The organism is Streptomyces sp. NPDC048600 (genome assembly GCF_055587025.1).
Genome location: NZ_JBVJGZ010000029.1, coordinates 38,973 through 59,480, shown reverse-complemented (window position 1 = coordinate 59,480; position 20,508 = coordinate 38,973). Strand labels below are relative to the sequence as shown.

The following is a 20,508-nucleotide window of genomic DNA, read 5'->3' as shown; positions in this document are numbered from 1 at the left end:
TCTCAGCCCAGCAGGACGTCGTCGTCGCCCAGCCGCTTCAGCTCGCGGTAGAGGATGGCGAGGCCGGTGACGATGGCGGCGGCGGACACGGCGGCGTCGATCAGGCGCAGCGTGTCGCTCTCCACGCGGGCCTTCTTGGCCTGCTTGGCGACGGTGACGGCACCGAACGCGGTGGTGGCCATGGACAGGTACAGGCCGGACTTGGACTTCTTGAAGCCCTTGGCCTTCGACAGTGCCTTACTCACAGCGACGGAGCCTCCTCGATCAGCGGGTGCCCCCACTTTTCCACGAAGGCGGCCTCGACGGCGGCGCCGACCTTGTACAGCCGGTCGTCCTGCATCGCCGGGGCGATGATCTGGAGGCCGACCGGCAGGTTGTCCTCCGGGGCGAGGCCGCAGGGCAGCGACATGGCCGCGTTGCCCGCCAGGTTGGTCGGGATGGTGCACAGGTCCGCGAGGTACATCGCCATCGGGTCGTCGGCGCGCTCGCCGATCGCGAAGGCGGTGGTCGGGGTCGTCGGGGAGACGATCACGTCGACCTGCTCGAAGGCCTTCTCGAAGTCGCGCGTGATGAGCGTGCGCACCTTCTGGGCGCTGCCGTAGTACGCGTCGTAGTAGCCGCTCGACAGGGCGTACGTGCCGAGCATGATGCGGCGCTTGACCTCGGGGCCGAAGCCCGCCTCACGGGTGAGGGAGGTGACCTCCTCGGCCGAGTGGCTGCCGTCGTCGCCGGTCCGCAGGCCGTAGCGCAGGCCGTCGAAGCGGGCGAGGTTGGAGGAGCACTCGGACGGCGCGATCAGGTAGTACGCCGACAGGGCCAGGTCGAAGGACGGGCAGTCCAGCTCGACGATCTCGGCGCCCAGCTCCTTGAGCAGCTCGACCGACTCGTCGAAGCGCTGGATGACACCGGCCTGGTAGCCCTCGCCGCGGAACTGCTTGACCACGCCGACGCGCATGCCCGCGACGCTGCCGTTGCGGGCGGCCTCGACGACCGGCGGGACCGGGGCGTCGATGGAGGTGGAGTCCAGCGGGTCGTGCCCGGCGATGACCTCGTGCAGCAGGGCCGCGTCCAGGACCGTGCGGGCGCAGGGACCGCCCTGGTCGAGGGAGGAGGAGAAGGCGACCATGCCGTAGCGGGAGACCGCGCCGTACGTCGGCTTCACACCGACCGTGCCGGTGACGGCGGCCGGCTGACGGATGGAACCGCCGGTGTCGGTGCCGATGGCGAGAGGCGCCTGGAAGGAGGCGAGGGCCGCGGAGGAACCGCCGCCGGAGCCACCGGGGATCTTGGTCAGGTCCCAGGGGTTGCCGGTCGGGCCGTAGGCGCTGTTCTCCGTCGACGACCCCATGGCGAACTCGTCCATGTTGGTCTTGCCGAGGATGACGACGTCGGCGGCCTTCAGCCGCTTGGTGAGCGTCGCGTCGTACGGCGGGATCCAGCCCTCGAGGATCTTGGAGCCGACGGTCGTCGGGATGCCCTCGGTGGTGAAGATGTCCTTGAGCGCGAGCGGCACACCGGCGAGCGGACCGAGCTTCTCGCCGGCCTCCCGCTTGGCGTCCACGGCACGGGCCTGCGCCAGGGCGCCCTCACGGTCGACGTGCAGGAAGGCGTGCACCTTCTCGTCGACGGCCTCGATGCGGGCGAGGTGGGCCTCGGTGACCTGGACGGCCGTCAGCTCACCGGAGGCGATCTTCGCGGCGGTCTCGGCGGCGGTGAGCTTGATGATGGTGACGTTGTCCGTCATGGCTTAGTCCTCCCCCAGGATCTGCGGCACCTTGAAACGCTGCTGCTCCTGGGCCGGGGCGCCGGAGAGCGCCTGCTCGGGGGTGAGCGACGGACGCACCTCGTCCTGGCGCATGACATTCGTCAGCGGGAGCGGGTGCGAGGTCGGCGGTACGTCTTGGTCGGCGACCTCGCTGACGCGGGCGACCGCGCCGATGATGTCGTCCAGCTGTCCCGCGAAGTGTTCGAGCTCTTCGGGCTTCAGCTCCAGACGCGCCAGCCGGGCGAGGTGGGCGACCTCCTCGCGCGTGATGCCAGGCATGCAGCGATCCTCTGGGGTGAGTGTGTGTGGTTCGGGGCTGGGGCTAGTCGTCACATTCCCGTCGTCCGCCCGCGGGGCAGACGCGAATGTGACGACTAGCCCCAATCCTAGGGGGCGGGGGGCTGTGCCCGTTAAACGGTTGAGCCCTCATCGGCGGGCGTCCCATGCGGGGCTGCCCAGGAAGTGGTTGTCGTAGAGGTCCTGGACCTCCAGCAGGCTCTCCGGGCCGACCTCGCCCAGACGGATGCGCCTGAGGTGGCGGAAGTACTCGAAGCGCTCCACTCCGGGCGTGATGACGATGAGCAGATCGGCCGTGCTGCCCGGGACGGCGGCGAAGGCGTGCGGCCGGCCCGGCGGGACGACGACCAGGTCACCGCGCCCGGCGGTCACCACGTCGTCGCCGGAGAGGACGTCGAGGGCGCCGTCGAGCAGGAAGAACATCTCCGCGGAGTTGCGGTGCAGATGCGGCCTGGCGCCGTCGGCCCCCTCCCCCAGCGTGACCCGGACCGTGGACAGCGCCCCTCCGGTGGCACTGCTGTCGGCCAGCAGCTTCACGGCCACCGGGTCCGCACCCACCACCTCCGCGTCGGCGTCCCGCACGACAACGGTCTCATCGAACCCCGGCACGAACAACGACACGCCCCAACCCCCTGAGAACCGCCCACCAGTCACCTTCACAACGCCCATGGACCCGAAATGAATCCCACCGAGAGCACAAGGACCAGCGGTCCGGCAATCTCCCAGGGGCACGCGAGCCTCCAGGTTCGCGGGGAGCTGCGCAGACCCTTAGGGGCGCGGGGACCGGCGCACATCTCTCAGGGGGCGGGAGGAACTACACGAGTCTTCAGGGGCGGGCGCGGGGAACGGCGCAGGTCATTAGGGGCGCGGGGAACTGCGCGACAAGCCACAACACCGCCGCAGACGCACGACGACGAACCGCGGCACACCCCAAACGCGGCACACCCCAAACGCGGCGAAGAACTACTCGGCGGCGGGCAGAGCCGCCCGGGGCCGCTCCCACCCCCGAACCCCCCGCGCCCGCAACCACGCGGTCGTCTCATCCGCAGGCATGGCCGCAGCGACCAGCCACCCCTGCACCGCATCACACCGCAGATCCCGCAACCGCTCCCACGTCTCGTCGTCCTCGACCCCCTCGGCAACGACGAGAAGCCCCAGCGAGTGGGCGAGATCGACGGTGCAGCGCACGATCTCGGCGTCCTCGTTGTCGACGGCGAGCCGCGCCACGAACGAGCGGTCGATCTTCAGCTCGCTCACCGGCAGCCGCCGCAGATGCACGAGCGAGGAGTACCCCGTGCCGAAGTCGTCGAGGGACATCTTCACGCCGTGCCCGGTGAGCCCCGCGAGGGTGTCGGCGGCGCGCTGGGGGTCCTCCAGGAGGACATGCTCGGTGATCTCCAGCTGGAGCGCCCCCGCGGGCACCCCGTGCCGGGCCAGCCGCGCGGCGACCGAACCGGCGAAACCGGGGGTGTGCACATCACGCGGGGAGACATTGACCGCGACGGGCACGAACAGCCCCTGGGAGCGCCACTCGGCGACCTGCCCGAGCGCGGTCTCCAGGACGTACTCGGTGAGGTGCGGCATCAGGCCGGAGGACTCGGCGATGGCAATGAACTCGTCCGGCGGCACCTTGCCCCGCTCCGGGTGCACCCAGCGCACCAGGGCCTCCAGGCCGGCCACCTGTCCGTCGAAGCGGACCTTGGGCTGGTAGTGCAGCTGCACCTCGTGCGCGTCGAGCGCGCGGCGCAGGTCGGCCAGCAGACCGAGCCGGTCGGGGGTGTTGGAGTCGCGCTTGGACTCGTACACCTCGACCCCCGTACGGTCCCGCTTGGCCTGGTACATCGCCACGTCCGCGCGGCGCAGCAGGCCCTCGGCGTCCAGCGCGTGGTCGGGGAAGACGGCGACTCCCGCGCTGGCCTCCAGGACCAGGGTGAGGCCGTCGAGGTCGAGCGGGGAGCTGAGCGCGGCGACGATGCCGCGGGCGATGCGGGTCGCTGAGGTGGTGGAGTCGGCGACCGGCAGTAAGACGGCGAACTCGTCGCCGCCGAGCCGGGCGACCTCGGCGCCGCGCGGGAGGGCCAGCCGGAGCCGGTCCGCGGTCTGGAGCAGCAGCCGGTCTCCGGCGAGATGCCCCAGGGTGTCGTTGACCGATCTGAAACGGTCGAGGTCGATCAGCATCAGGGCCGCGCGGGCGCCGATGCGGTCGGCGTCGTCCAGGGCGGTCCAGATGCGCTCCAGCAGCCACTGCCGGTTGGGCAGTCCGGTGAGCGGGTCGCGCAACTGCTCCTCGGCCCGGGCCCTGGCTATCCACAAGGTGGAGTCGAGGGCGATGAGCGGGATCGCGAACAGCGGCAGCAGGATCGGCTTGGCGATCGCGACCACGCACACCAGGGGCGCTATGCCGAGCAGCGCGACGGCGACCAGGCCCTGTCTGAGCAGGGCGGTGCGGGCGATCGTCGGCAGCCCGCCGGAGCGGGGCGCGTGCAGGTACCAGAGCAGGACGCGCGAGACGGCGAGATAGGCGCCCGCGGTCAGCATTATCTCGGGCACGGTGTAGACCGTCCACGCCTCGGGGTTCCAGGAGTGCTCCACCGACGGCACCCGGCCGAAGGCCGCCAGCGTCAGGGCGCCCGCGCCGATGCCGAGGATGTCCACCGCGCCGTGCAGCACGCCCTGCCGCCAGCGGTTGCGGCGGGCTATGCCGACCAGCACCACCACGGTGAGGCTGACCATCCCGGCGGGCACCCAGCCGTACAGCAGCAGGACGGCGAGGGTGAGGGCGGCTCCGGAGCCCGTGCCGCCCCACCAGCGGGCGCGGCCGAGCATGACCAGATGGCCGACGATCAGACCCGTCAGCACGGCCAGCGACCAGCCGGCCGTACCGGACGGGAAGAGGGCGTGGCTGCCGGTGAAAGCGCGGTAGAAACCGGCGCCCAGCGCGAAGCCGGCGGCCGCGACGACGGCGGCGGGCAGGGCGGGCCAGGTCGGGGTCCGGTCGGCCTCGCCGCCGTGCAGTCCGGGGACGCGGCCGGCCGCGAGCGGCGCCGTGCCGAGTGGACGGGTGCCGAGCGGATCGGCGCCGAGCGGACCGGCGAGCAGATCGGGGCCGCCCTGGTCGGCGGCGCGGTCGGACGCGCCGGACCGCCAACGCTGTGCCCGGCCCTCGCGCCACGCGCCGGAGAGCCGGCGCAGCCATGAGTCCGGGGCGGCGCTCTCGGTCGGTTCCATTCCCGTCCCTCTCACAGCCGGCGGTGCCCACGCCCCGCGGCCCGATGCCCGACGTTCCGCATCGGCACCGCGTCGGAAAACCCTTTCCCGCTGCTGTCCAGAAGCGGGGGGATGCCCCGACCGCGGCTGGGCCCGGCAGGTGCATTCCTCAACAGTAGGACGCGGAGGGCTTCCTCGGGCAGCGGTCGTCGACGGTTGCCCGAATACGCCCGTGCCACCCGTATGCAACTGATATGCGCCGATCGGGTGGCCTTCAACCGCTACTCCCCGGTCGGAAGCGCGGCCTCCGCGGCGGCTTCCGGACCCTGTGCGAGCAGGATGTCGAAGCCGTCCTCGTTCAGCACGGGAACCTTGAGCTGCATTGCCTTGTCGTGTTTTGAACCGGGGTTGTCACCCACAACGACGAACGAGGTCTTCTTCGACACCGAACCGGTCACTTTCGCGCCCTGGTTCTGGAGGGCGTCCTTGGCGCCGTCACGGGTGTAGCGCTCCAGGGTGCCGGTGACCACGACGGTGAGGCCCTCCAGCGGCCGCGGCCCCTGGTCCTCACCGGCGCCCTCGTCCTCCAGGGTGACTCCGGCGGCCTTCCACTTGCGGACGATCTCGCGGTGCCAGTCCTCGGCGAACCACTCCTTGACGGCCTTGGCGACGATCCCGCCCACGCCGTCGACCGCCGTCAGCTCCTCCTCGCTCGCCTCGTCGATCCGGTCGAGCGAACGGAACGCGCGGGCCAGCGCCTCCGCGGCGACCGGGCCGACATGCCGGATGGACAGGCCGTTGAGGAAGCGGGCCAGCGAGCGCGTCTTCGCCGCCTCGATGTTCGCCAGCAGCGCGAGGGTGTTCTTCTTCGCCTCGCCGTCCTTGTTGGCGAAGACGGTGGCGACCTTGTCCTCCCCCGTCTTCGGGTCCCGCTTGGGCAGCCCGCTGTCCTTGTCGAGGACGTACGCCCTGATCGGCAGCAGCTTCTCGACGGTGAGGTCGAACAGGTCGCCCTCGTCGGCCAGGGGCGGCTCGGACGGCTCCAGCGGCTGGGTGAGGGCGGCCGCCGCCACATAGCCGAAGTGCTCGATGTCCAGACAGGCGCGGCCCGCGAGGTAGAACATCCGCTCACGCAACTGGGCGGGACAGGTGCGGGCGTTGGGGCAGCGCAGGTCGACGTCGCCCTCCTTCATCGCCTTCAGCGGCGTCCCGCACTCCGGGCACTGCGACGGCATCACGAACTCGCGCTCCGTACCGTCCCGCAGGTCGACCACCGGACCGAGGATCTCCGGGATGACCTCACCGGCCTTGCGGATGACCACGGTGTCGCCGATCAGCACGCCCTTGGCCTTCACGACGTCCTGGTTGTGCAGCGTCGCGAACTCGACCTCCGAGCCCGCCACCGTGACCGGCTCGACCTGCGCGTACGGCGTGACCCGGCCCGTACGGCCCACTCCCACACGGATGTTGACCAGCTTGGTGTTGACCTCCTCCGGCGGGTACTTGTACGCCGTCGCCCAGCGCGGCGCGCGCGAGGTCGAGCCGAGGCGGCCCTGGAGCGGGATCTCGTCGAGCTTGACGACCACGCCGTCGATCTCGTGCGCCACCGAGTGCCGGTTCGCGGCCTCGCCGTAGTAGGCGACGAACTCCCTTACCCCGTCGAGACCGTCGACCACCCTGTTGTACGGGGAGGTCGGCAGACCCCAGCTCTTGAGCAGGCCGTACGCCTCCGACAGCCGGGTGAGCGGCTCGAAGCCCTCCAGGGCGCCGATGCCGTGCACGACCATGTGCAGCGGCAGGGTCGCCGTGACCTTCGGGTCCTTCTGCCGCAGCGAACCGGAGGCGGAGTTGCGGGGGTTGGCGTACGGCTTCTCCCCCGCCTCGATCCGGCGCTCGTTGAGCCCGGCGAAGTCCTCCATGGGGAAGTACACCTCGCCGCGGATCTCCACGAGATCGGGCACATGATCACCGTCGAGCCGGTGCGGGATCTCGGCGATGGTCATCACGTTCGGAGTGATGTCCTCGCCGATCCGGCCCGTGCCGCGGGTGGCCGCGCGCGTGAGCCGGCCGTGCTCGTACGTCAGGTTGACGGCGAGACCGTCGACCTTCAGCTCGCACAGGAAATGGTGATCGGGCGTGCCGACGTCCTTGTGGATGCGCTCGGCCCAGGCGGCGAGACCCTCGTCGTCGAAGACGTTGTCGAGGGAGAGCATGCGCTCTCTGTGCTCGACCTCGGCCAGGTCCGTCGAGAACTCGACCGCCACCTTCTGCGTGGGCGAGTCGGGCGTCCGCAGCTCCGGGTACTCCTCCTCCAACGCCTCCAGGGTGCGCAGGAGTTGGTCGAAGTCCGCGTCGCTGATGACCGGAGCGTCGTTCACGTAGTACCGGAAGCGGTGCTCCTCGATCTGCTCAGCGAGCTGCACGTGCCGCTCCCGCGCCTCGGCGGGCACCGTCGTCTCCGCTTGCTTGTCGCCGGCCACCGTGTCGTCCTCCCGTTACTCAGGGTTGTCCGCGAGGGATCTCGCCGCCCGGACACAATGGGCGAGAGCCCGGCGGGCGTACTCCGGGGAGGCCCCCGCGAGTCCGCATGCCGGAGTCACCGTGACCGCCTCCGGGAGAAGCCCCGGCCGCAGCCCCAACCTGCGCCACAGCGTCCTGACACCCATGACGCTACCGGCAGGGTCTGACAATCGGCCGTCCGCTGTCGGCACGACACCGGCGAACAGCCGCGTGCCCGCCTCCACGGCCTCACCGATCACCTCGTCGTCACGCTCGGTGAGGAGCGAGAAGTCGAACGAGATGCCGACCGCGCCCGCCCGGCGCAGAAGCGCGAACGGTACGTCCGGCGCGCACGAGTGGACCACGGTCCGGCCCTCCTCGTGCACCCCGATCACGTCCCGGAGCGCGGCCTCGACGATCTGCCGGTCGACGGCGCGGTGGGTGCGGTAGCCGCTGGCGGTCTTCACATGGCCGCGCAGTACGGCGGTCAGCGACGGTTCGTCGAGCTGGAGGACCAGTTGGGCGCCGGGGACGCGGCGGCGGAGCTCGGCCAGGTGCTGGCGCAGGCCCTCGGCGAGGGAGCCGGTGAGGTCGCGGCAGGCGCCCGGGTCGGAGAGCGCGGACTCGCCGTTCCTCAGCTCGAGGCTGGTGGCGAGGGTCCAGGGGCCTACGGCCTGCACCTTCAGCTGGCCGGTGTAGTCCTGGGTGAACTCCTCCAGCGCGTCGAGGTCCTCTCCCAGCCAGGAGCGGGCCCGCTTGGTGTCGCGGCCCGGGTGGTCGCCGAGGCGCCAGCCGCTGGGCTCCACGCGCGCGTACAGCTCCACGAGCAGGCCCGCGGTTCGGCCGATCATGTCCGCGCCGGGGCCGCGGGCGGGGAGTTCGGCGAGGAAGGGGAAGTCCTCGAAGCTGCCGGTGACGGTCTTGGCGGCCTCTCGGGCGTCTCCGCCGGGCATGGAGCCGATGCCGGTGGCGGGGGCGAAGCTGAAGTGTTCGTTCACGCTGCGAAGCCTACGTAGGTGCCGGGATCGGCGTCCCCGGCCGGTCTTTCCCCCGCCCCCGCCGCCCCTACCCGTCCCGTCCCGGGGGCTGCCGCCCCCCGGCCCCCGCCGCGGCCCTGAACGGGCCTCGTCCTCAATCGCCGGACGGGCCGAGTGGGACCGGGGCCCGCTCTTTACCGACCGATTCGGGTGGCGGGCGGAGCCCCCGAGGACGAGACGGGCTGAGTGGCTCCGACCGCCCCGCTTCCTGACCGACCGCTTCGGGTGGTGGGCGGGCAAGGCCCCAGGATCAGGGGCGGGGTCCCTGAGGACGAGACGGGTGTGGGGCTTCGGCGCCGCTTCCTGAGTGGGCGATTCGGGTGGTGGGTGGGTAAAGGTCCGGAGGCCGGGGGCGGCTGCCCCGGGATGGGACGGGTGGGGGCGAGGAAAGCGGGGGTCAGCGGCCCGGGCGGACTGTCAGGTCGTTGATCTCGGCGTCGGCGGGGAGGTCGATGGCCGTGAGGATCGTCGTCGCGACGGACTCGGGGTCGATCCACTTCGACGCGTCGTACTCCTTGCCCTCCTGCTGATGGACCTTGGCCTGCATGGGACTGGCCGTACGCCCGGGGTAGACGGAGGTGACCCGGACGCCGTTCGCGTGCTCCTCGTGGCGGAGGGAGTCGGCCAGGGCCTTGAGGCCGTGCTTGGACGCGGCGTAGGCGGACCACTCGGCATGCGCGTTCAGGCCCGCGCCGGAGTTGACGAACACCACGTGCCCGCGCGTCGTGCGCAGCTGCGGCAGGAAGTGCCGGGTCAGCTCGGCCGGGGCGATCAGGTTGACGTTGAGCTGGTGGTGCCAGGTCTTCGGCGTCAGGTCGCCGACCGGCCCGAGGTCGACGACACCGGCGATGTGCAGCAGGGTGTCCACCCGCTCCGGCAGGGTCTGGTGGGAGAAGGCCCAGCTGAGCCGGTCGGGGTCCGCCAGGTCGCCGACCAGGGTCCGGGCACCGGGGAACTCGGCCGTCAGCTCCTTCGCACGGCCCGCGTCGCGCGCGTGAAGCACGAGCTCGTCCCCGCGCGCGTGCAGACGGCGGGCCACGGCCGCGCCGATGCCGGAACCGGCCCCGGTGATCACATGAGTTGCCATGTCCGCCATGGTCGCACCCCCGCGCGCCGGGACCTCCGGGACCTCCGGACCGCCGCCGCTCCACCGCCCTGGCGGATCGCCCTAGCGGATGCCCCGGCTCTCCTCCAGGTACGCCAGCGCGCCCACCGGCTCCTCGGCGAAGAACACCAGCTCGGTGAGCGGCCGGGGCAGGAAGCCCTCGTCCTCCATACGGCGGAACTGCTCTTTGAGGCCGTCGTAGAACCCGGCGGTGTTGAGCAGCACGACCGGCTTGCCGGTGTGGCCGTGCTTCTTCAGCTCCAGGATCTCGGTCGCCTCGTCGAGCGTGCCCGTGCCGCCGACCATGACGACCACGGCGTCGGCCTTCTCCAGAAGCAGCTTCTTGCGCTCGGCGAGGTCCGCGGCGATCACCATCTCGTCGGCGCCCGCGCGGGCCTTGGCGGCCAGGAAACCGACCGAGACGCCCAGCAGCCGGCCGCCCGACGACTGCACGCCGTCCGCCACGACCTTCATCAGACCGACGTCAGACCCGCCCCACACCAGCGTGTGTCCGCCCTTGCCCAGCAGTTCGGCGAACTCCCGCGCGGGGCGGGTGTAGCGGTCGTCGAGGTCGGCGGCGGAGAGGAAGACGCAGATGTTCATGGCGTCCACCGTACGGGGTCGGCCCCCGCCGCCGTCCCACGCGGCGGAAGCGCTACCGCACGTCCACGCAGTCGCCCGTGGCGGCCTTCGCGCCCGTCACGGTCACGGGTTCGACAGGGCCGCCGCGCGCCTGGTCGACGCGATCGTCGCCGAGCCCACCACGCGCGTGCCGTCGTAGAGCACGATCGCCTGGCCGGGGGCGACGCCGCGGACCGGCTCGGCGAAGGTGACCTCCAGGGAGCCGTCGACGATCTCGGCGGTGACCTCGGTCTCGCCGCCGTGGGCGCGCAGCTGGGCGGTGTACGTGCCGGGGCCGGTGGGGGCGGCGCCGCACCAGCGGGGCTTGACGGCCGACAGGGCGGTGACGTCCAGGGAGGCCGCCGGGCCGACGGTGACGGTGTTGTCCACCGGGGAGATGTCCAGGACGTAGCGCGGCTTGCCGTCGGCGGCGGGGACACCGATGCGCAGGCCCTTGCGCTGGCCGATGGTGAAGCCGTACGCGCCCTCGTGGGTGCCGAGCTTGGTGCCGGCCTCGTCGACGATGTCGCCCTCGGCCTTGCCGAGGCGCCGGGCGAGGAAGCCCTGGGTGTCGCCGTCGGCGATGAAGCAGATGTCGTGCGAGTCGGGCTTCTTGGCGACGGCCAGGCCGCGGCGCTCGGCCTCGGCGCGGATCTCGTCCTTCGTCGTCACCGTGTCGCCCAGCGGGAACAGGGCGTGCGCCAGCTGCCGGTCGTCCAGGACACCGAGGACGTAGGACTGGTCCTTGGCCATGTCGGAGGCGCGGTGCAGCTCGCGGGTGCCGTCCTCGGCGACGATCACCTGGGCGTAGTGGCCCGTGCAGACCGCGTCGAAGCCGAGGGCGAGGGCCTTGTCCAGCAGGGCCGCGAACTTGATCTTCTCGTTGCAGCGCAGGCACGGGTTGGGCGTACGGCCCGCCTCGTACTCGGCGACGAAGTCCTCGACGACGTCCTCGCGGAAGCGGTCGGCGAGGTCCCAGACGTAGAACGGGATGCCGATGACGTCCGCGGCGCGGCGGGCGTCGCGGGAGTCCTCGATGGTGCAGCAGCCCCGCGCGCCCGTGCGGAAGGACTGGGGGTTCGCGGAGAGGGCGAGATGGACGCCGGTCACGTCGTGGCCCGCCTCGGCCGCGCGGGCGGCGGCTACGGCGGAGTCGACGCCGCCGGACATGGCGGCGAGGACGCGGAGGGGACGGGAGCGCTGCGGGGTGTCAGTCATAACCCTTCCAGGGTACGGGGGCGCGGGAACCGGGGCCCGCGAGTATCCGTTGTGGATCACATGGGACGTACTACGGGGGCCACCCGGGACACCGACCGGCGGATCAGGCGGCGTGCCCTGCTCGTCGGCGGCATGGCGGCGGCGGCCGGCACGGCCGTGCTCGCCCGCGACGAACTGCGGCGGCTGTGGTGGCGGACGCCGGGTGTGCGCAGGCCGCGCAAGGCGGGCGAGGTCGACTTCACGGGCGCCCGCTGGACGCCCGCGTCCGAGGCCAACTTCCGCTGGGCGGACCGGCCGGAGGACTACGGCGTCGATCTGGTGGTCATCCATGTCACCCAGGGCAGCTTCGCGAGCGCGGTGCGGGTGTTCCAGGACCCGGGCCACGGCGCCGCCGCGCACTACATAGTCCGCGACGACGGCCACATCACGCAGATGATCCGCGAGCTGGACGTGGCGTACCACGCGGGCAACCGCGACTACAACGAACGCAGTGTGGGGATCGAGCACGCCGGTTTCGTCGAGGACCCCGCGTCCTTCACGGACGCGATGTACGCGGCCTCGGCACGGCTGACGGCCCGTATATGCGCGCGCTACGACATCCCGGTCGACCGCGAGCACATCATCGGCCATGTGGAGGTGCCGGGCACCGACCACACCGATCCGGGGCCGCACTGGGACTGGGACCGATATCTGAAACTGGTCCGGCGGGCGCGTACGTCCGCCACCCACACGCCCAGCCCGCGGCCGTCGGGCACGGGGGCGGGCAGGGCCTAGCGCCCTGGCGCCGGACGCGCCCCGGGGGCAGGGCCGCGCACGCCCCGGGCCGGGTCAGCTCAGGCCGGCCGCGCGGGCCCGTTCCACCGCCGGGCCGATGGCCTTGGCGACGGCCTCGACGTCGGCCGCGGTGGAGGTGTGGCCGAGGGAGAAGCGCAGGGTGCCGCGGGCCAGGTCCGGGTCGGTGCCGGTGGCCAGCAGGACGTGGCTGGGCTGCGCGACGCCGGCCGTGCAGGCGGAGCCGGTGGAGCACTCGATGCCCTGGGCGTCGAGCAGCAGGAGCAGGGAGTCGCCCTCGCAGCCGGGGAAGGTGAAGTGGGCGTTGGCGGGCAGCCGCCCCGCAGGGTCCGGGTCGCCGCCGAGGACGGCGTCGGGTACGGCCGTACGGACGGCGGTGATCAGGTCGTCGCGCAGGGCGCCGATCTCTCGGGCGAACCACTCGCGGTGCTCGACGGCGAGCCGCCCGGCGACCGCGAAGGAGGCGACGGCGGGGACGTCGAGCGTGCCGGAGCGGACATGGCGCTCCTGGCCGCCGCCGTGCAGCACGGGCACGGGGCTGTACTCCCGGCCGAGGAGCAGCGCGCCGATGCCGTACGGCCCGCCGATCTTGTGGCCGGAGACGGTCATGGCGGCGAGGCCGGAGGCGTCGAAGTCGACCGGGACCTGTCCGAAGGCCTGCACCGCGTCGGCGTGCAGGGGCACGTCGAACTCGGCGGCCGCGTCGGCCAGTTCACGGACCGGCATCAGCGTGCCGATCTCGTTGTTGGCCCACATCACGGTGGCGAGCGCCACGTCGTCGGGGTTGGCGGCGATGGCCTCGCGCAGGGCGTCCGGGTGGACCCGGCCGTGCGCGTCGACGGGGAGGTACTCGATCACGGCGCCCTCGTGGTCGCCGAGCCAGTGCACGGCGTCGAGGACGGCGTGGTGCTCGACGGGGCTGGCCAGCACCCGGACGCGGGCGGGGTCGGCGTCGCGGCGGGCCCAGTACAGGCCCTTGACCGCGAGGTTGTCCGCCTCGGTGCCGCCCGAGGTGAGGACGACCTCGCTGGGCCGGGCGCCCAGCGCCTCCGCGAGGGTCTCGCGGGCTTCCTCGACCGTGCGGCGGGCCCGGCGGCCCGAGGCGTGGAGGGAAGAGGCGTTTCCGGTCACGCCCAGCTGGGCGGTCAGCGCCTCAGCCGCCTCCGGGAGCATCGGCGTCGTCGCGGCGTGGTCGAGGTATGCCATGGTGACGCCGATTCTACGGGGCGCCGTTGAGGGCACCGCGTGCGGTGTCGGCCGCGCGCGGTGCCCTGGGGCCCCGGTGACTCCTGGGGCGCTAGAAGCTCCAGGAGATGGTGCTGTCGGCGTGCATGAACGCGGCGAGCACGACCAGGTCGGCCACGCCGAGGCCGAGGCCGAGGAGGGCCCGGCCGCGTCGCCGGGTCCCGCGCCACAGGGCCGCGGCCGCCAGGACGACGGCGATCGGTCCGAGGAAGAAGTTGAAGACCAGCAGGCCGAGAAGGCCGAGGACGAAGGACGCGACGGCCATGCCGTCGGCGTCACGGGCGGTGGTCCGGCCGACGGCCGGTGCGGTGAGATGCATGGCGTTGACTCCCGGCGGTTCAGCGGGTGGGCGTGTGCCGGCGGCGGGCGTGGCGCTCGCGCAGGGCGAAGACGCCGAGCCAGGCGGCGATGACGGCGGCCGCGACGACGGTGAAGGAGAGCGGTGCGTGGGCGACGGTGCCCAGGACGACACCGAGCAGCAGCAGCGCGGCGACGAGGAACAGCATGGGACGTAATCCCCCTCCGGAACGCCTCACGGGTCTGCCCCGTGAAGCTTCGGTGAACGGTTGTAGTAACAGTTGTTCACTGACTGGAGAGTCTAGCGCACCGGGCGACTTCCCAATTCCGGAGAACAGTTGTTAACTGCATGGCATGAGTCACACCCTCGGTGCCCGGCAGGCCCAGAAACTCAAGACCCGTCAGGCCCTCCTGGACGCGGCGCTCCAGCTGCTGGAGGAGCAGAGCCTGAGCAGTCTGGGGCTGCGCGAGGTCACCCGGGCGGTGGGCGTCGCGCCGACGGCCTTCTACCGGCACTTCCGGTCCACGGCGGACCTCGGGGTGGCGCTGGTGGAGGAGGCGCTAGGCAGTCTGCATCCGATGATCCGGACCGTCGTGTCCACGACGGGGGACGGCGAGGAACGCATCGCGCGTGCGGTGGAGTTGATCGCCGGGCATGTGGCGGCGCATCCCGCGCACGTCCGGTTCATCGCCCGGGAGCGGCACGGTGGGGTGCAGTCGGTGAGGGCGGCCATCCGGGAGCAGCTCGATCGGTTCACCGAGGAGGTGAAGACCGAGCTGGCGAAGGATCCGCAGGCGGTGGGGTGGAGCGACGACGACGTCCGGATGCTGGCCGGGCTGTACGTCGATCAGATGCTGGGCACGGCTTCGTTGTTCCTGGAGGCGGGGTCCGAGGAGGAGCGGGGGTGGGTTGCGCGGGTGGCGTCCCGCCGGTTGCGGCTTATCAGTGTGGGGCGGGTGTACTGGCTGGACTGACGTCCGGGGGGTGCCTGCGGCGGGCTTTGCGGCTTTACGTCCGTCGTGGCTTGTCGCGCAGTTCCCCGCGCCCCTTTATGGGCGGCTTGCGGCTGCACGTCCGTTGTGGCTTGTCGCGCAGTTCCCCGCGCCCCTAGGGGAGTTGCGCTCGGCCGCGTCAAGGACCTGACGCGGCCTGCGGGGAGGTGCGCGGCCTTCCCGGCGTCGTGGTTGATCGCGCAGTTCCCCGCGCCCCTTCAGGGGCGGCTTGCGGCTGCACGTCCGTCGGGCTGGGCGCGCAGCTCCCCGCGCCCCCAGGGGAGTTGCGCTCGGCCCCGTCGAGGACGGGACGCGGCCTGCGGAGAGGTGTGCGGCATTCCCGGCGTCGTGGTTGATCGCGCAGTTCCCGGCGCCCCTTCAGGGGCGGTTTGCGGCTGCACGTCCGTCGGGCTGGGCGCACAGTTCCCCGGGCCCCTAGGGGGTTGGGGTCAGGGGAGGCGAACTCGGGCCAGTTGGCGGGACTGGGCCACCAGGCGGCCCTGGGTGTCCCAGACCTCCGCGTCCTCCTCCAGGAAGCCGCCCGCGAGGTTGCGGGTGGTGATGGAGACGCGGACCGGGCCCGGGGCCGGGCGGCAGCGGATGTGGACGGTGAGTTCGACGGTGGGGACCCAGCCCTTGATGCCCAACTCGAAGGCGGTCGGCGGGAGGGCGTCCACGGCGAGGAGGAGGGACAGCGGGTCCATGTCGCGGCCGTCGGCGAGGCCGAACCAGGAGCGCATCTCCCCGTTGCCGGAGGGCTGTCCGAGCGCCCAGCCGAGGGTCGACGGGTCCAGCTTGAGCATCAGCCGCTCCGTGATGGCCGAACTGCCGTCGACCGGGGCGGGACCGTCCTCGGGGCCGAAGCACTGGCTCATCGGTGGGATCGCCGGCGGCCGGGCCGTGGTGCGGACGTCGTCGGGCAGGGTGCCCAGATCGCCGTAGGAGGCGAGGACGCGGATCCGCTCGACCTCGGCGCCCTGCTCGTCGTACTGGAACAGCGAGGCCTGGCCGGTCGACAGCGTGCGGCCGGTGCGGACGACCTCCGTGCGCACGACCGCCGGGCCCGGCTGGGACGCCGTCAGATAGTGGGCGGAGACGGAGAACGGGTCCGGGTGGGGCAGGGCGTCGGCGAGCGCGCGGCCCAGCACGGCCAGCAGATAGCCGCCGTTGACCGCGTTGATGATGGTCCAGCCTGCCGAGAGGTCGATGTCGTAGACGCCCTCGGTGCGGCGGGTGAGCGCGGTGTCTCGGTCGAACTCGCTGTCGCCGATGAGCGCCTGGGATGCCTGAGCCATACAGGTACCGTACAACAGGAAACTACTAAGCGGTAGCTTTTCCCCTCGCGCCAACCCGTCCCACCTAGACGTCGTCCGCCTCCCGCGCCGTCGACCTGCGGTTCCACGCCCTGGGCGCCCGCCAGTGGTACTTCATCGCCAGCAGCCGCAGCACGAAGGCCGTCACGACGGCCAGCCCCGAGGTGAAGGCGGTCAGCGCGTCGAAGCGGATGCACAGGACGACGATGCCCGCGCCGACCATCGCCGGCACCGCGTACAGGTCGCGGTCCCAGCGCAGCAGCGAGGGGATCTCGTTGGCGAGCACGTCCCGCAGGACACCGCCGCCGACGGCGGTGGCGAGGCCGAGCGCCGCCGAGGCGGTCAGATTCAGCCCGTACTCGTACGCCTTTATCGTGCCGGAGACCGCGAACAGGCCGAGGCCGGCCGCGTCGAAGACGTTCACGCCTACCTGGATGCGCTCCACCTCCGGGTGCAGGAAGAACACCAGGAGCGCGGCGAGCAGCGGGGTGGAGAAGTACCCGAGGTCCGTGAACGCCGCCGGGGGCACCGCCCCGATGACGAGGTCGCGGATGAGTCCGCCGCCGAGCGCGGTGACCTCGGCGAGGACGGCGATGCCGAAGACGTCGAAGTTCTTGCGGACAGCCAGCAGCGCGCCGGAGATGGCGAAGACAAAGATGCCGATCAGGTCGAGCGTGTGCTGGACGGACGGGCTGAAGAGTTGCTCAAGCACCCTACATTCTTACCTATGACAGAGCCCCTGCCTTGCATTGCAAGGCAGGGGCTGCGTCACAGGGTTACTTCTCGTCGGACTTCGCGGTCTCCGACTTCGAGACCTCGACCGGCTCAGGGTCGGCCGAATCGGCGGTGGACACGGCCGGCTCCGGCTCGGCCGGCTCCGGGGACTTCTCCGCTGCCGACTCCGCCACCACCGCGTCCGGCACCAGCTCCGCCGCCTCCTTCGCGGCGCTCAGCAGCACCGTGTCCTGCGGCTGCTGGTCCTCGAAGTTCTCCGGGTGGTGGCAGGCGACCTGCTGGCCCGGGCGCAGCTGGAGCAGCGGCGGCTCGGTCGTCCGGCAGATCTCCGTGGCCTTCCAGCACCGGGTGTGGAAGCGGCAGCCGCTGGGCGGCGAGATCGGCGAGGGCACGTCACCCTTGAGCAGGATGCGCTCGCTCTTGGCTCCCCTGCGCCCCGGGTCCGGGATCGGCACCGCCGACATCAGGGCCTTGGTGTACGGGTGCATCGGCGACTTGTAGAGCAGGTCGCGGTCGGCCAGCTCCACGATCTTGCCGAGGTACATCACCGCGATCCGGTCCGAGACGTGCCGGACGACCGAGAGGTCGTGCGCGATGATCACGTACGTCAGGCCCAGTTCCTGCTGGAGGTCGTCCAGCAGGTTCACGACCTGGGCCTGGATCGACACGTCCAGCGCGGAGACCGGCTCGTCGGCGACGACGAGCTTCGGGTTCAGCGCGAGCGCGCGGGCGATGCCGATGCGCTGGCGCTGGCCGCCGGAGAACTCGTGCGGGTAGCGGTTGTAGTGCTCCGGGCTCAGCCCGACGAGGCCGAGGAGGCGCTGGACCTCCTTCTTCACACCGCCCTCGGGTTCCACGTTCTGCAGCCGGAAGGGCGCCGAGACGATGGAGCCGATGGTGTGGCGGGGGTTCAGGGAACCGTACGGGTCCTGGAAGATCATCTGGATGTCCCGCCGCAGCGGACGCATCCCGGCCGTGTTGAGCCGCGTGATGTCCTTGCCCTGGAAGTGGATCGTGCCGCCCGTCGGGTCCTGGAGCCGGGTGATCACCCGTCCCATCGTCGACTTGCCGCAGCCCGACTCGCCGACCACGCCCAGGGTCTCGCCCTTGCGCACCTCGAAGTCGATCCCGTCGACCGCCTTGACGGCGCCCACCTGGCGCTGGAGCACACCCTTGCGGATGGGGAAGTGCTTGGTCAGGCCCGTGACCTTGAGCAGCACGTCACGCTCGTCGGGAGCCGACGCCTGCGCCGGGACGACCACGTCCGTCTTCTTCGTCTCACTCACAGCTTCGGCGCAATCTCTTCGGTCCAGATCCGCGTACGGTCCTCGGGCGAGAGGTGGCAGGCGGACCAGTGTCCCCCGCCGACCTGCGCCAGTTCGGGGCGCGTCGTGCGGGTGGCCTCGCCCTTGGGGACATCCGCGTAGGGGCAGCGGGGGTGGAAGGCGCAGCCCGAGGGGACGTTGATGAGGCTCGGCGGCTGTCCCTTGACAGGGATGAGCCGGTCCGTGGTCTCGCGGTCGAGGCGGGGCATCGAGCCGAGCAGGCCCCAGGTGTACGGGTGCTGCGGCCGGTTGAAGACACCCTCGACCGAGCCGCGCTCCACGCACCGGCCGCCGTACATGACCAGCACGTCGTCCGCGATCTCGGCCACCACGCCGAGGTCGTGGGTGATCAGGACGACCGCGGAGCCGAACTCCTTCTGCAGGTCCCGGATGAGGTCGAGGATCTGCGCCTGGACCGTGACGTCGAGGGCGGTCGTCGGCTCGTCCGCGATGAGCAGCTCGGGGTTGTTGACCAGCGCCATGGCGATCATGGCGCGCTGGCGCATACCGCCGGAGAACTCGTGCGGGTGGCTGTCGGCGCGCTTGGCGGGCTCGGGGATGCCGACCCGGTCGAGCATCTCGATCGCCCGCTTGCGCGCGACCTTCCTGCTGACGTCGTGGTGGACGCGGTACGCCTCCACGATCTGGCTGCCCACCGTGTAATAGGGGTGCATCGCGGACAGCGGGTCCTGGAAGATCATCGCCATCTCGCGGCCGCGCAGCCGGCGCACCTCGTCCTGATCGGCGGAGATCAGTTCCTTGCCGTCGAGCCAGATCTCGCCGGACATCCGCACGTTCTTGCCGCGCGAGCCGAGGCGGTGCAGTCCCATGATGGCGAGGGAGGTGACGGACTTCCCGGAGCCGGACTCGCCCACGATGGAGAGGGTCTTGCCCTTCTCCAGCTGGAAGCTGAGTCCGTCGACGGACTTGACGAGACCGTCGTCGGTGCTGAAGTGCACCTTGAGGTCACGCACGTCGAGGAAGGCGGTGCCCGCCCCGGCGGGGGCCTTGACGGGCTCCCCGACAGCGGCACCGGTCTTGGACAGTTCGGTCACGAGAGCCTCACCCGCGGGTCGGCGGCGGCGTACAACAGGTCCACCAGGAGATTTGCGATCACGACGAAGAAGGCGGCGATCAGCGTGACGCCGAGGATCGGGGGCAGGTCGTTGTCCTGGATGGACTTCACGGCGTACTCACCGATGCCGTGCAGCGAGAACACCGTCTCGGTGATCACCGCACCGCCCAGCAGCAGCCCGAGGTCCATGCCGAAGACGGTGATGATCGGGGTCAGCGCGGCCCGCAGACCGTGCTTCACCACGACCTTGCCCTCACGCAGGCCCTTGGCGCGCGCCGTGCGGATGTAGTCCTCGCTCATCGTCTCCAGCATGCCGGAGCGGGTGAGCCGCGCGTAGATGGCGGAGTAGAGCAGCGCGAGTGAACACCACGCCGGGAAAAGCGTGTTGGCCCATTGCGAGGGGTTCTCGGTGAACGGGACGTAGGTGCGGCCGAAGATCGGCCACTGGAAGGTGAAGAGCAGCAGCGCGAGGTTGCCCGTGAAGAACATGGGCAGCGAGACGCCTGCCAGCGCCACGCCCATGAAGGTGCGGTCGAGGAGCGAGCCCGGCTTCAGGGCGGAGATCACACCGGCCGTCACACCGGACAGCAGCCAGAGCACCGCGGCACCGGCGGCCAGCGAGATCGTCACCGGCAGACGGGAGGTGAGCTGCGGCCAGACCTCGACGTGCGTCTTGAAGGAGTAGCCGAAGCACGGCGCGTCACAGTGCACCGTGGTCGGGCCGAGGTCGTACGTGGCGCCCGACACGATCCCCTTGACGAAGTGCCAGAACTGGACGTGTACGGGCTGGTCCAGTCCGAGGTTGTGCTTGACCGCGGCGATGTCGGCGGCCGAGGGATTCTTCCCGATGTACTGCTGGGCGAGCTGGTCGACGGTCTGGCCGGCGAGCCGCGGCAGCAGGAAGAAGATGCCGAAGGTGACCGCGGTGACGACCAGCAGCAGGATCACTGCCGCGACCGTCCGGCGGAGGATATACGAGATCAC

General features: G+C 71.4%; 20 protein-coding genes. 2 read left to right on the top strand and 18 right to left on the bottom strand.

The features are described 5' to 3' along the window. Nucleotides 1-2: 2 nt before the first annotated feature. The 10 genes from ACZ6SQ_RS31155 to mnmA form a co-directional block, all read right to left on the bottom strand. A complete protein-coding gene (locus tag ACZ6SQ_RS31155) occupies nucleotides 3-245 on the bottom strand; it encodes a hypothetical protein (RefSeq protein ID WP_469567998.1) in 243 nt (80 codons plus the stop codon). Next, on the bottom strand, nucleotides 242-1,744 hold the full coding sequence (gene gatA, locus ACZ6SQ_RS31150) for an Asp-tRNA(Asn)/Glu-tRNA(Gln) amidotransferase subunit GatA (RefSeq protein WP_469567996.1): 1,503 nt from the start codon (nucleotides 1,742-1,744) through the stop codon (nucleotides 242-244). The genes ACZ6SQ_RS31155 and gatA overlap by 4 nt, the downstream gene beginning before the upstream one ends. Nucleotides 1,745-1,747: 3 nt before the next feature. After that, nucleotides 1,748-2,044 carry an Asp-tRNA(Asn)/Glu-tRNA(Gln) amidotransferase subunit GatC gene (gatC, locus tag ACZ6SQ_RS31145; protein ID WP_386383472.1) on the bottom strand — a complete coding sequence of 99 codons (297 nt, stop codon included), beginning with the start codon at nucleotides 2,042-2,044 and terminating at the stop codon, nucleotides 1,748-1,750. A 147-nt stretch (nucleotides 2,045-2,191) separates the two neighbouring features. Beyond that, a complete protein-coding gene (locus ACZ6SQ_RS31140; protein ID WP_389335955.1) occupies nucleotides 2,192-2,683 on the bottom strand; it encodes a cupin domain-containing protein in 492 nt (163 codons plus the stop codon). A gap of 342 nt (nucleotides 2,684-3,025) precedes the next feature. Then, entirely contained in the window at nucleotides 3,026-5,290 is a 2,265-nt protein-coding gene (locus ACZ6SQ_RS31135) for a putative bifunctional diguanylate cyclase/phosphodiesterase (RefSeq protein ID WP_469567993.1), read from the bottom strand. A 260-nt stretch (nucleotides 5,291-5,550) separates the two neighbouring features. After that, complete coding sequence (gene ligA, locus ACZ6SQ_RS31130; protein ID WP_469567991.1) at nucleotides 5,551-7,749, bottom strand: NAD-dependent DNA ligase LigA; 2,199 nt, start codon at nucleotides 7,747-7,749, stop codon at nucleotides 5,551-5,553. A gap of 15 nt (nucleotides 7,750-7,764) precedes the next feature. Further along, nucleotides 7,765-8,766: a methionine synthase gene (locus ACZ6SQ_RS31125; RefSeq protein ID WP_469567989.1), complete on the bottom strand. Its 1,002-nt coding sequence runs from the start codon at nucleotides 8,764-8,766 to the stop codon at nucleotides 7,765-7,767. Nucleotides 8,767-9,202: 436 nt separating this feature from the next. Continuing rightward, on the bottom strand, nucleotides 9,203-9,901 hold the full coding sequence (locus tag ACZ6SQ_RS31120; RefSeq protein ID WP_469567987.1) for an SDR family oxidoreductase: 699 nt from the start codon (nucleotides 9,899-9,901) through the stop codon (nucleotides 9,203-9,205). A 72-nt stretch (nucleotides 9,902-9,973) separates the two neighbouring features. After that, entirely contained in the window at nucleotides 9,974-10,513 is a 540-nt protein-coding gene (locus tag ACZ6SQ_RS31115; RefSeq protein WP_469567984.1) for an LOG family protein, read from the bottom strand. A gap of 102 nt (nucleotides 10,514-10,615) precedes the next feature. After that, nucleotides 10,616-11,749, bottom strand: coding sequence for a tRNA 2-thiouridine(34) synthase MnmA (mnmA, locus tag ACZ6SQ_RS31110; protein WP_469567982.1), 1,134 nt, complete (start codon nucleotides 11,747-11,749; stop codon nucleotides 10,616-10,618). Between the two features lie 60 nt (nucleotides 11,750-11,809). Between mnmA and ACZ6SQ_RS31105 the strand changes: the two genes are divergently transcribed. Then, on the top strand, nucleotides 11,810-12,523 hold the full coding sequence (locus tag ACZ6SQ_RS31105) for an N-acetylmuramoyl-L-alanine amidase (RefSeq protein ID WP_469567980.1): 714 nt from the start codon (nucleotides 11,810-11,812) through the stop codon (nucleotides 12,521-12,523). A gap of 54 nt (nucleotides 12,524-12,577) precedes the next feature. On the opposite strand, the gene ACZ6SQ_RS31100 is transcribed toward ACZ6SQ_RS31105, so the two are convergent. The 3 genes from ACZ6SQ_RS31100 to ACZ6SQ_RS31090 all read right to left on the bottom strand — a co-directional run bounded on the left by ACZ6SQ_RS31100 (nucleotide 12,578) and on the right by ACZ6SQ_RS31090 (nucleotide 14,292). Further along, nucleotides 12,578-13,747, bottom strand: a complete 1,170-nt coding sequence (locus tag ACZ6SQ_RS31100; RefSeq protein WP_469567977.1) for a cysteine desulfurase family protein — start codon at nucleotides 13,745-13,747, stop codon at nucleotides 12,578-12,580. Nucleotides 13,748-13,838: 91 nt separating this feature from the next. Beyond that, on the bottom strand, nucleotides 13,839-14,105 hold the full coding sequence (locus tag ACZ6SQ_RS31095) for a DUF4190 domain-containing protein (protein WP_386383491.1): 267 nt from the start codon (nucleotides 14,103-14,105) through the stop codon (nucleotides 13,839-13,841). 19 nt (nucleotides 14,106-14,124) lie between these two features. Beyond that, on the bottom strand, nucleotides 14,125-14,292 hold the full coding sequence (locus ACZ6SQ_RS31090; RefSeq protein WP_356695219.1) for a hypothetical protein: 168 nt from the start codon (nucleotides 14,290-14,292) through the stop codon (nucleotides 14,125-14,127). 145 nt (nucleotides 14,293-14,437) lie between these two features. Between ACZ6SQ_RS31090 and ACZ6SQ_RS31085 the strand changes: the two genes are divergently transcribed. Beyond that, on the top strand, nucleotides 14,438-15,058 hold the full coding sequence (locus tag ACZ6SQ_RS31085; protein WP_469567975.1) for a TetR family transcriptional regulator: 621 nt from the start codon (nucleotides 14,438-14,440) through the stop codon (nucleotides 15,056-15,058). Nucleotides 15,059-15,525: 467 nt separating this feature from the next. Here the strand turns inward: ACZ6SQ_RS31085 and ACZ6SQ_RS31080 are convergent, their stop codons facing one another. From ACZ6SQ_RS31080 to ACZ6SQ_RS31060, 5 genes are all read right to left on the bottom strand, one after another. After that, nucleotides 15,526-16,371: a thioesterase family protein gene (locus ACZ6SQ_RS31080; protein WP_469567973.1), complete on the bottom strand. Its 846-nt coding sequence runs from the start codon at nucleotides 16,369-16,371 to the stop codon at nucleotides 15,526-15,528. Between the two features lie 64 nt (nucleotides 16,372-16,435). After that, nucleotides 16,436-17,101: a trimeric intracellular cation channel family protein gene (locus ACZ6SQ_RS31075; RefSeq protein WP_389335993.1), complete on the bottom strand. Its 666-nt coding sequence runs from the start codon at nucleotides 17,099-17,101 to the stop codon at nucleotides 16,436-16,438. A gap of 64 nt (nucleotides 17,102-17,165) precedes the next feature. Further along, the gene (locus ACZ6SQ_RS31070) at nucleotides 17,166-18,410 is read right to left on the bottom strand and encodes an ABC transporter ATP-binding protein (RefSeq protein ID WP_469567970.1); all 1,245 of its coding nucleotides are present in this window, start codon (nucleotides 18,408-18,410) and stop codon (nucleotides 17,166-17,168) included. Further along, the gene (locus tag ACZ6SQ_RS31065) at nucleotides 18,407-19,504 is read right to left on the bottom strand and encodes an ABC transporter ATP-binding protein (RefSeq protein WP_469567968.1); all 1,098 of its coding nucleotides are present in this window, start codon (nucleotides 19,502-19,504) and stop codon (nucleotides 18,407-18,409) included. Before ACZ6SQ_RS31065 ends, ACZ6SQ_RS31070 begins: the two co-directional genes overlap by 4 nt. Then, nucleotides 19,501-20,508, bottom strand: coding sequence for an ABC transporter permease (locus ACZ6SQ_RS31060; protein WP_469567966.1), 1,008 nt, complete (start codon nucleotides 20,506-20,508; stop codon nucleotides 19,501-19,503). The genes ACZ6SQ_RS31065 and ACZ6SQ_RS31060 overlap by 4 nt, the downstream gene beginning before the upstream one ends.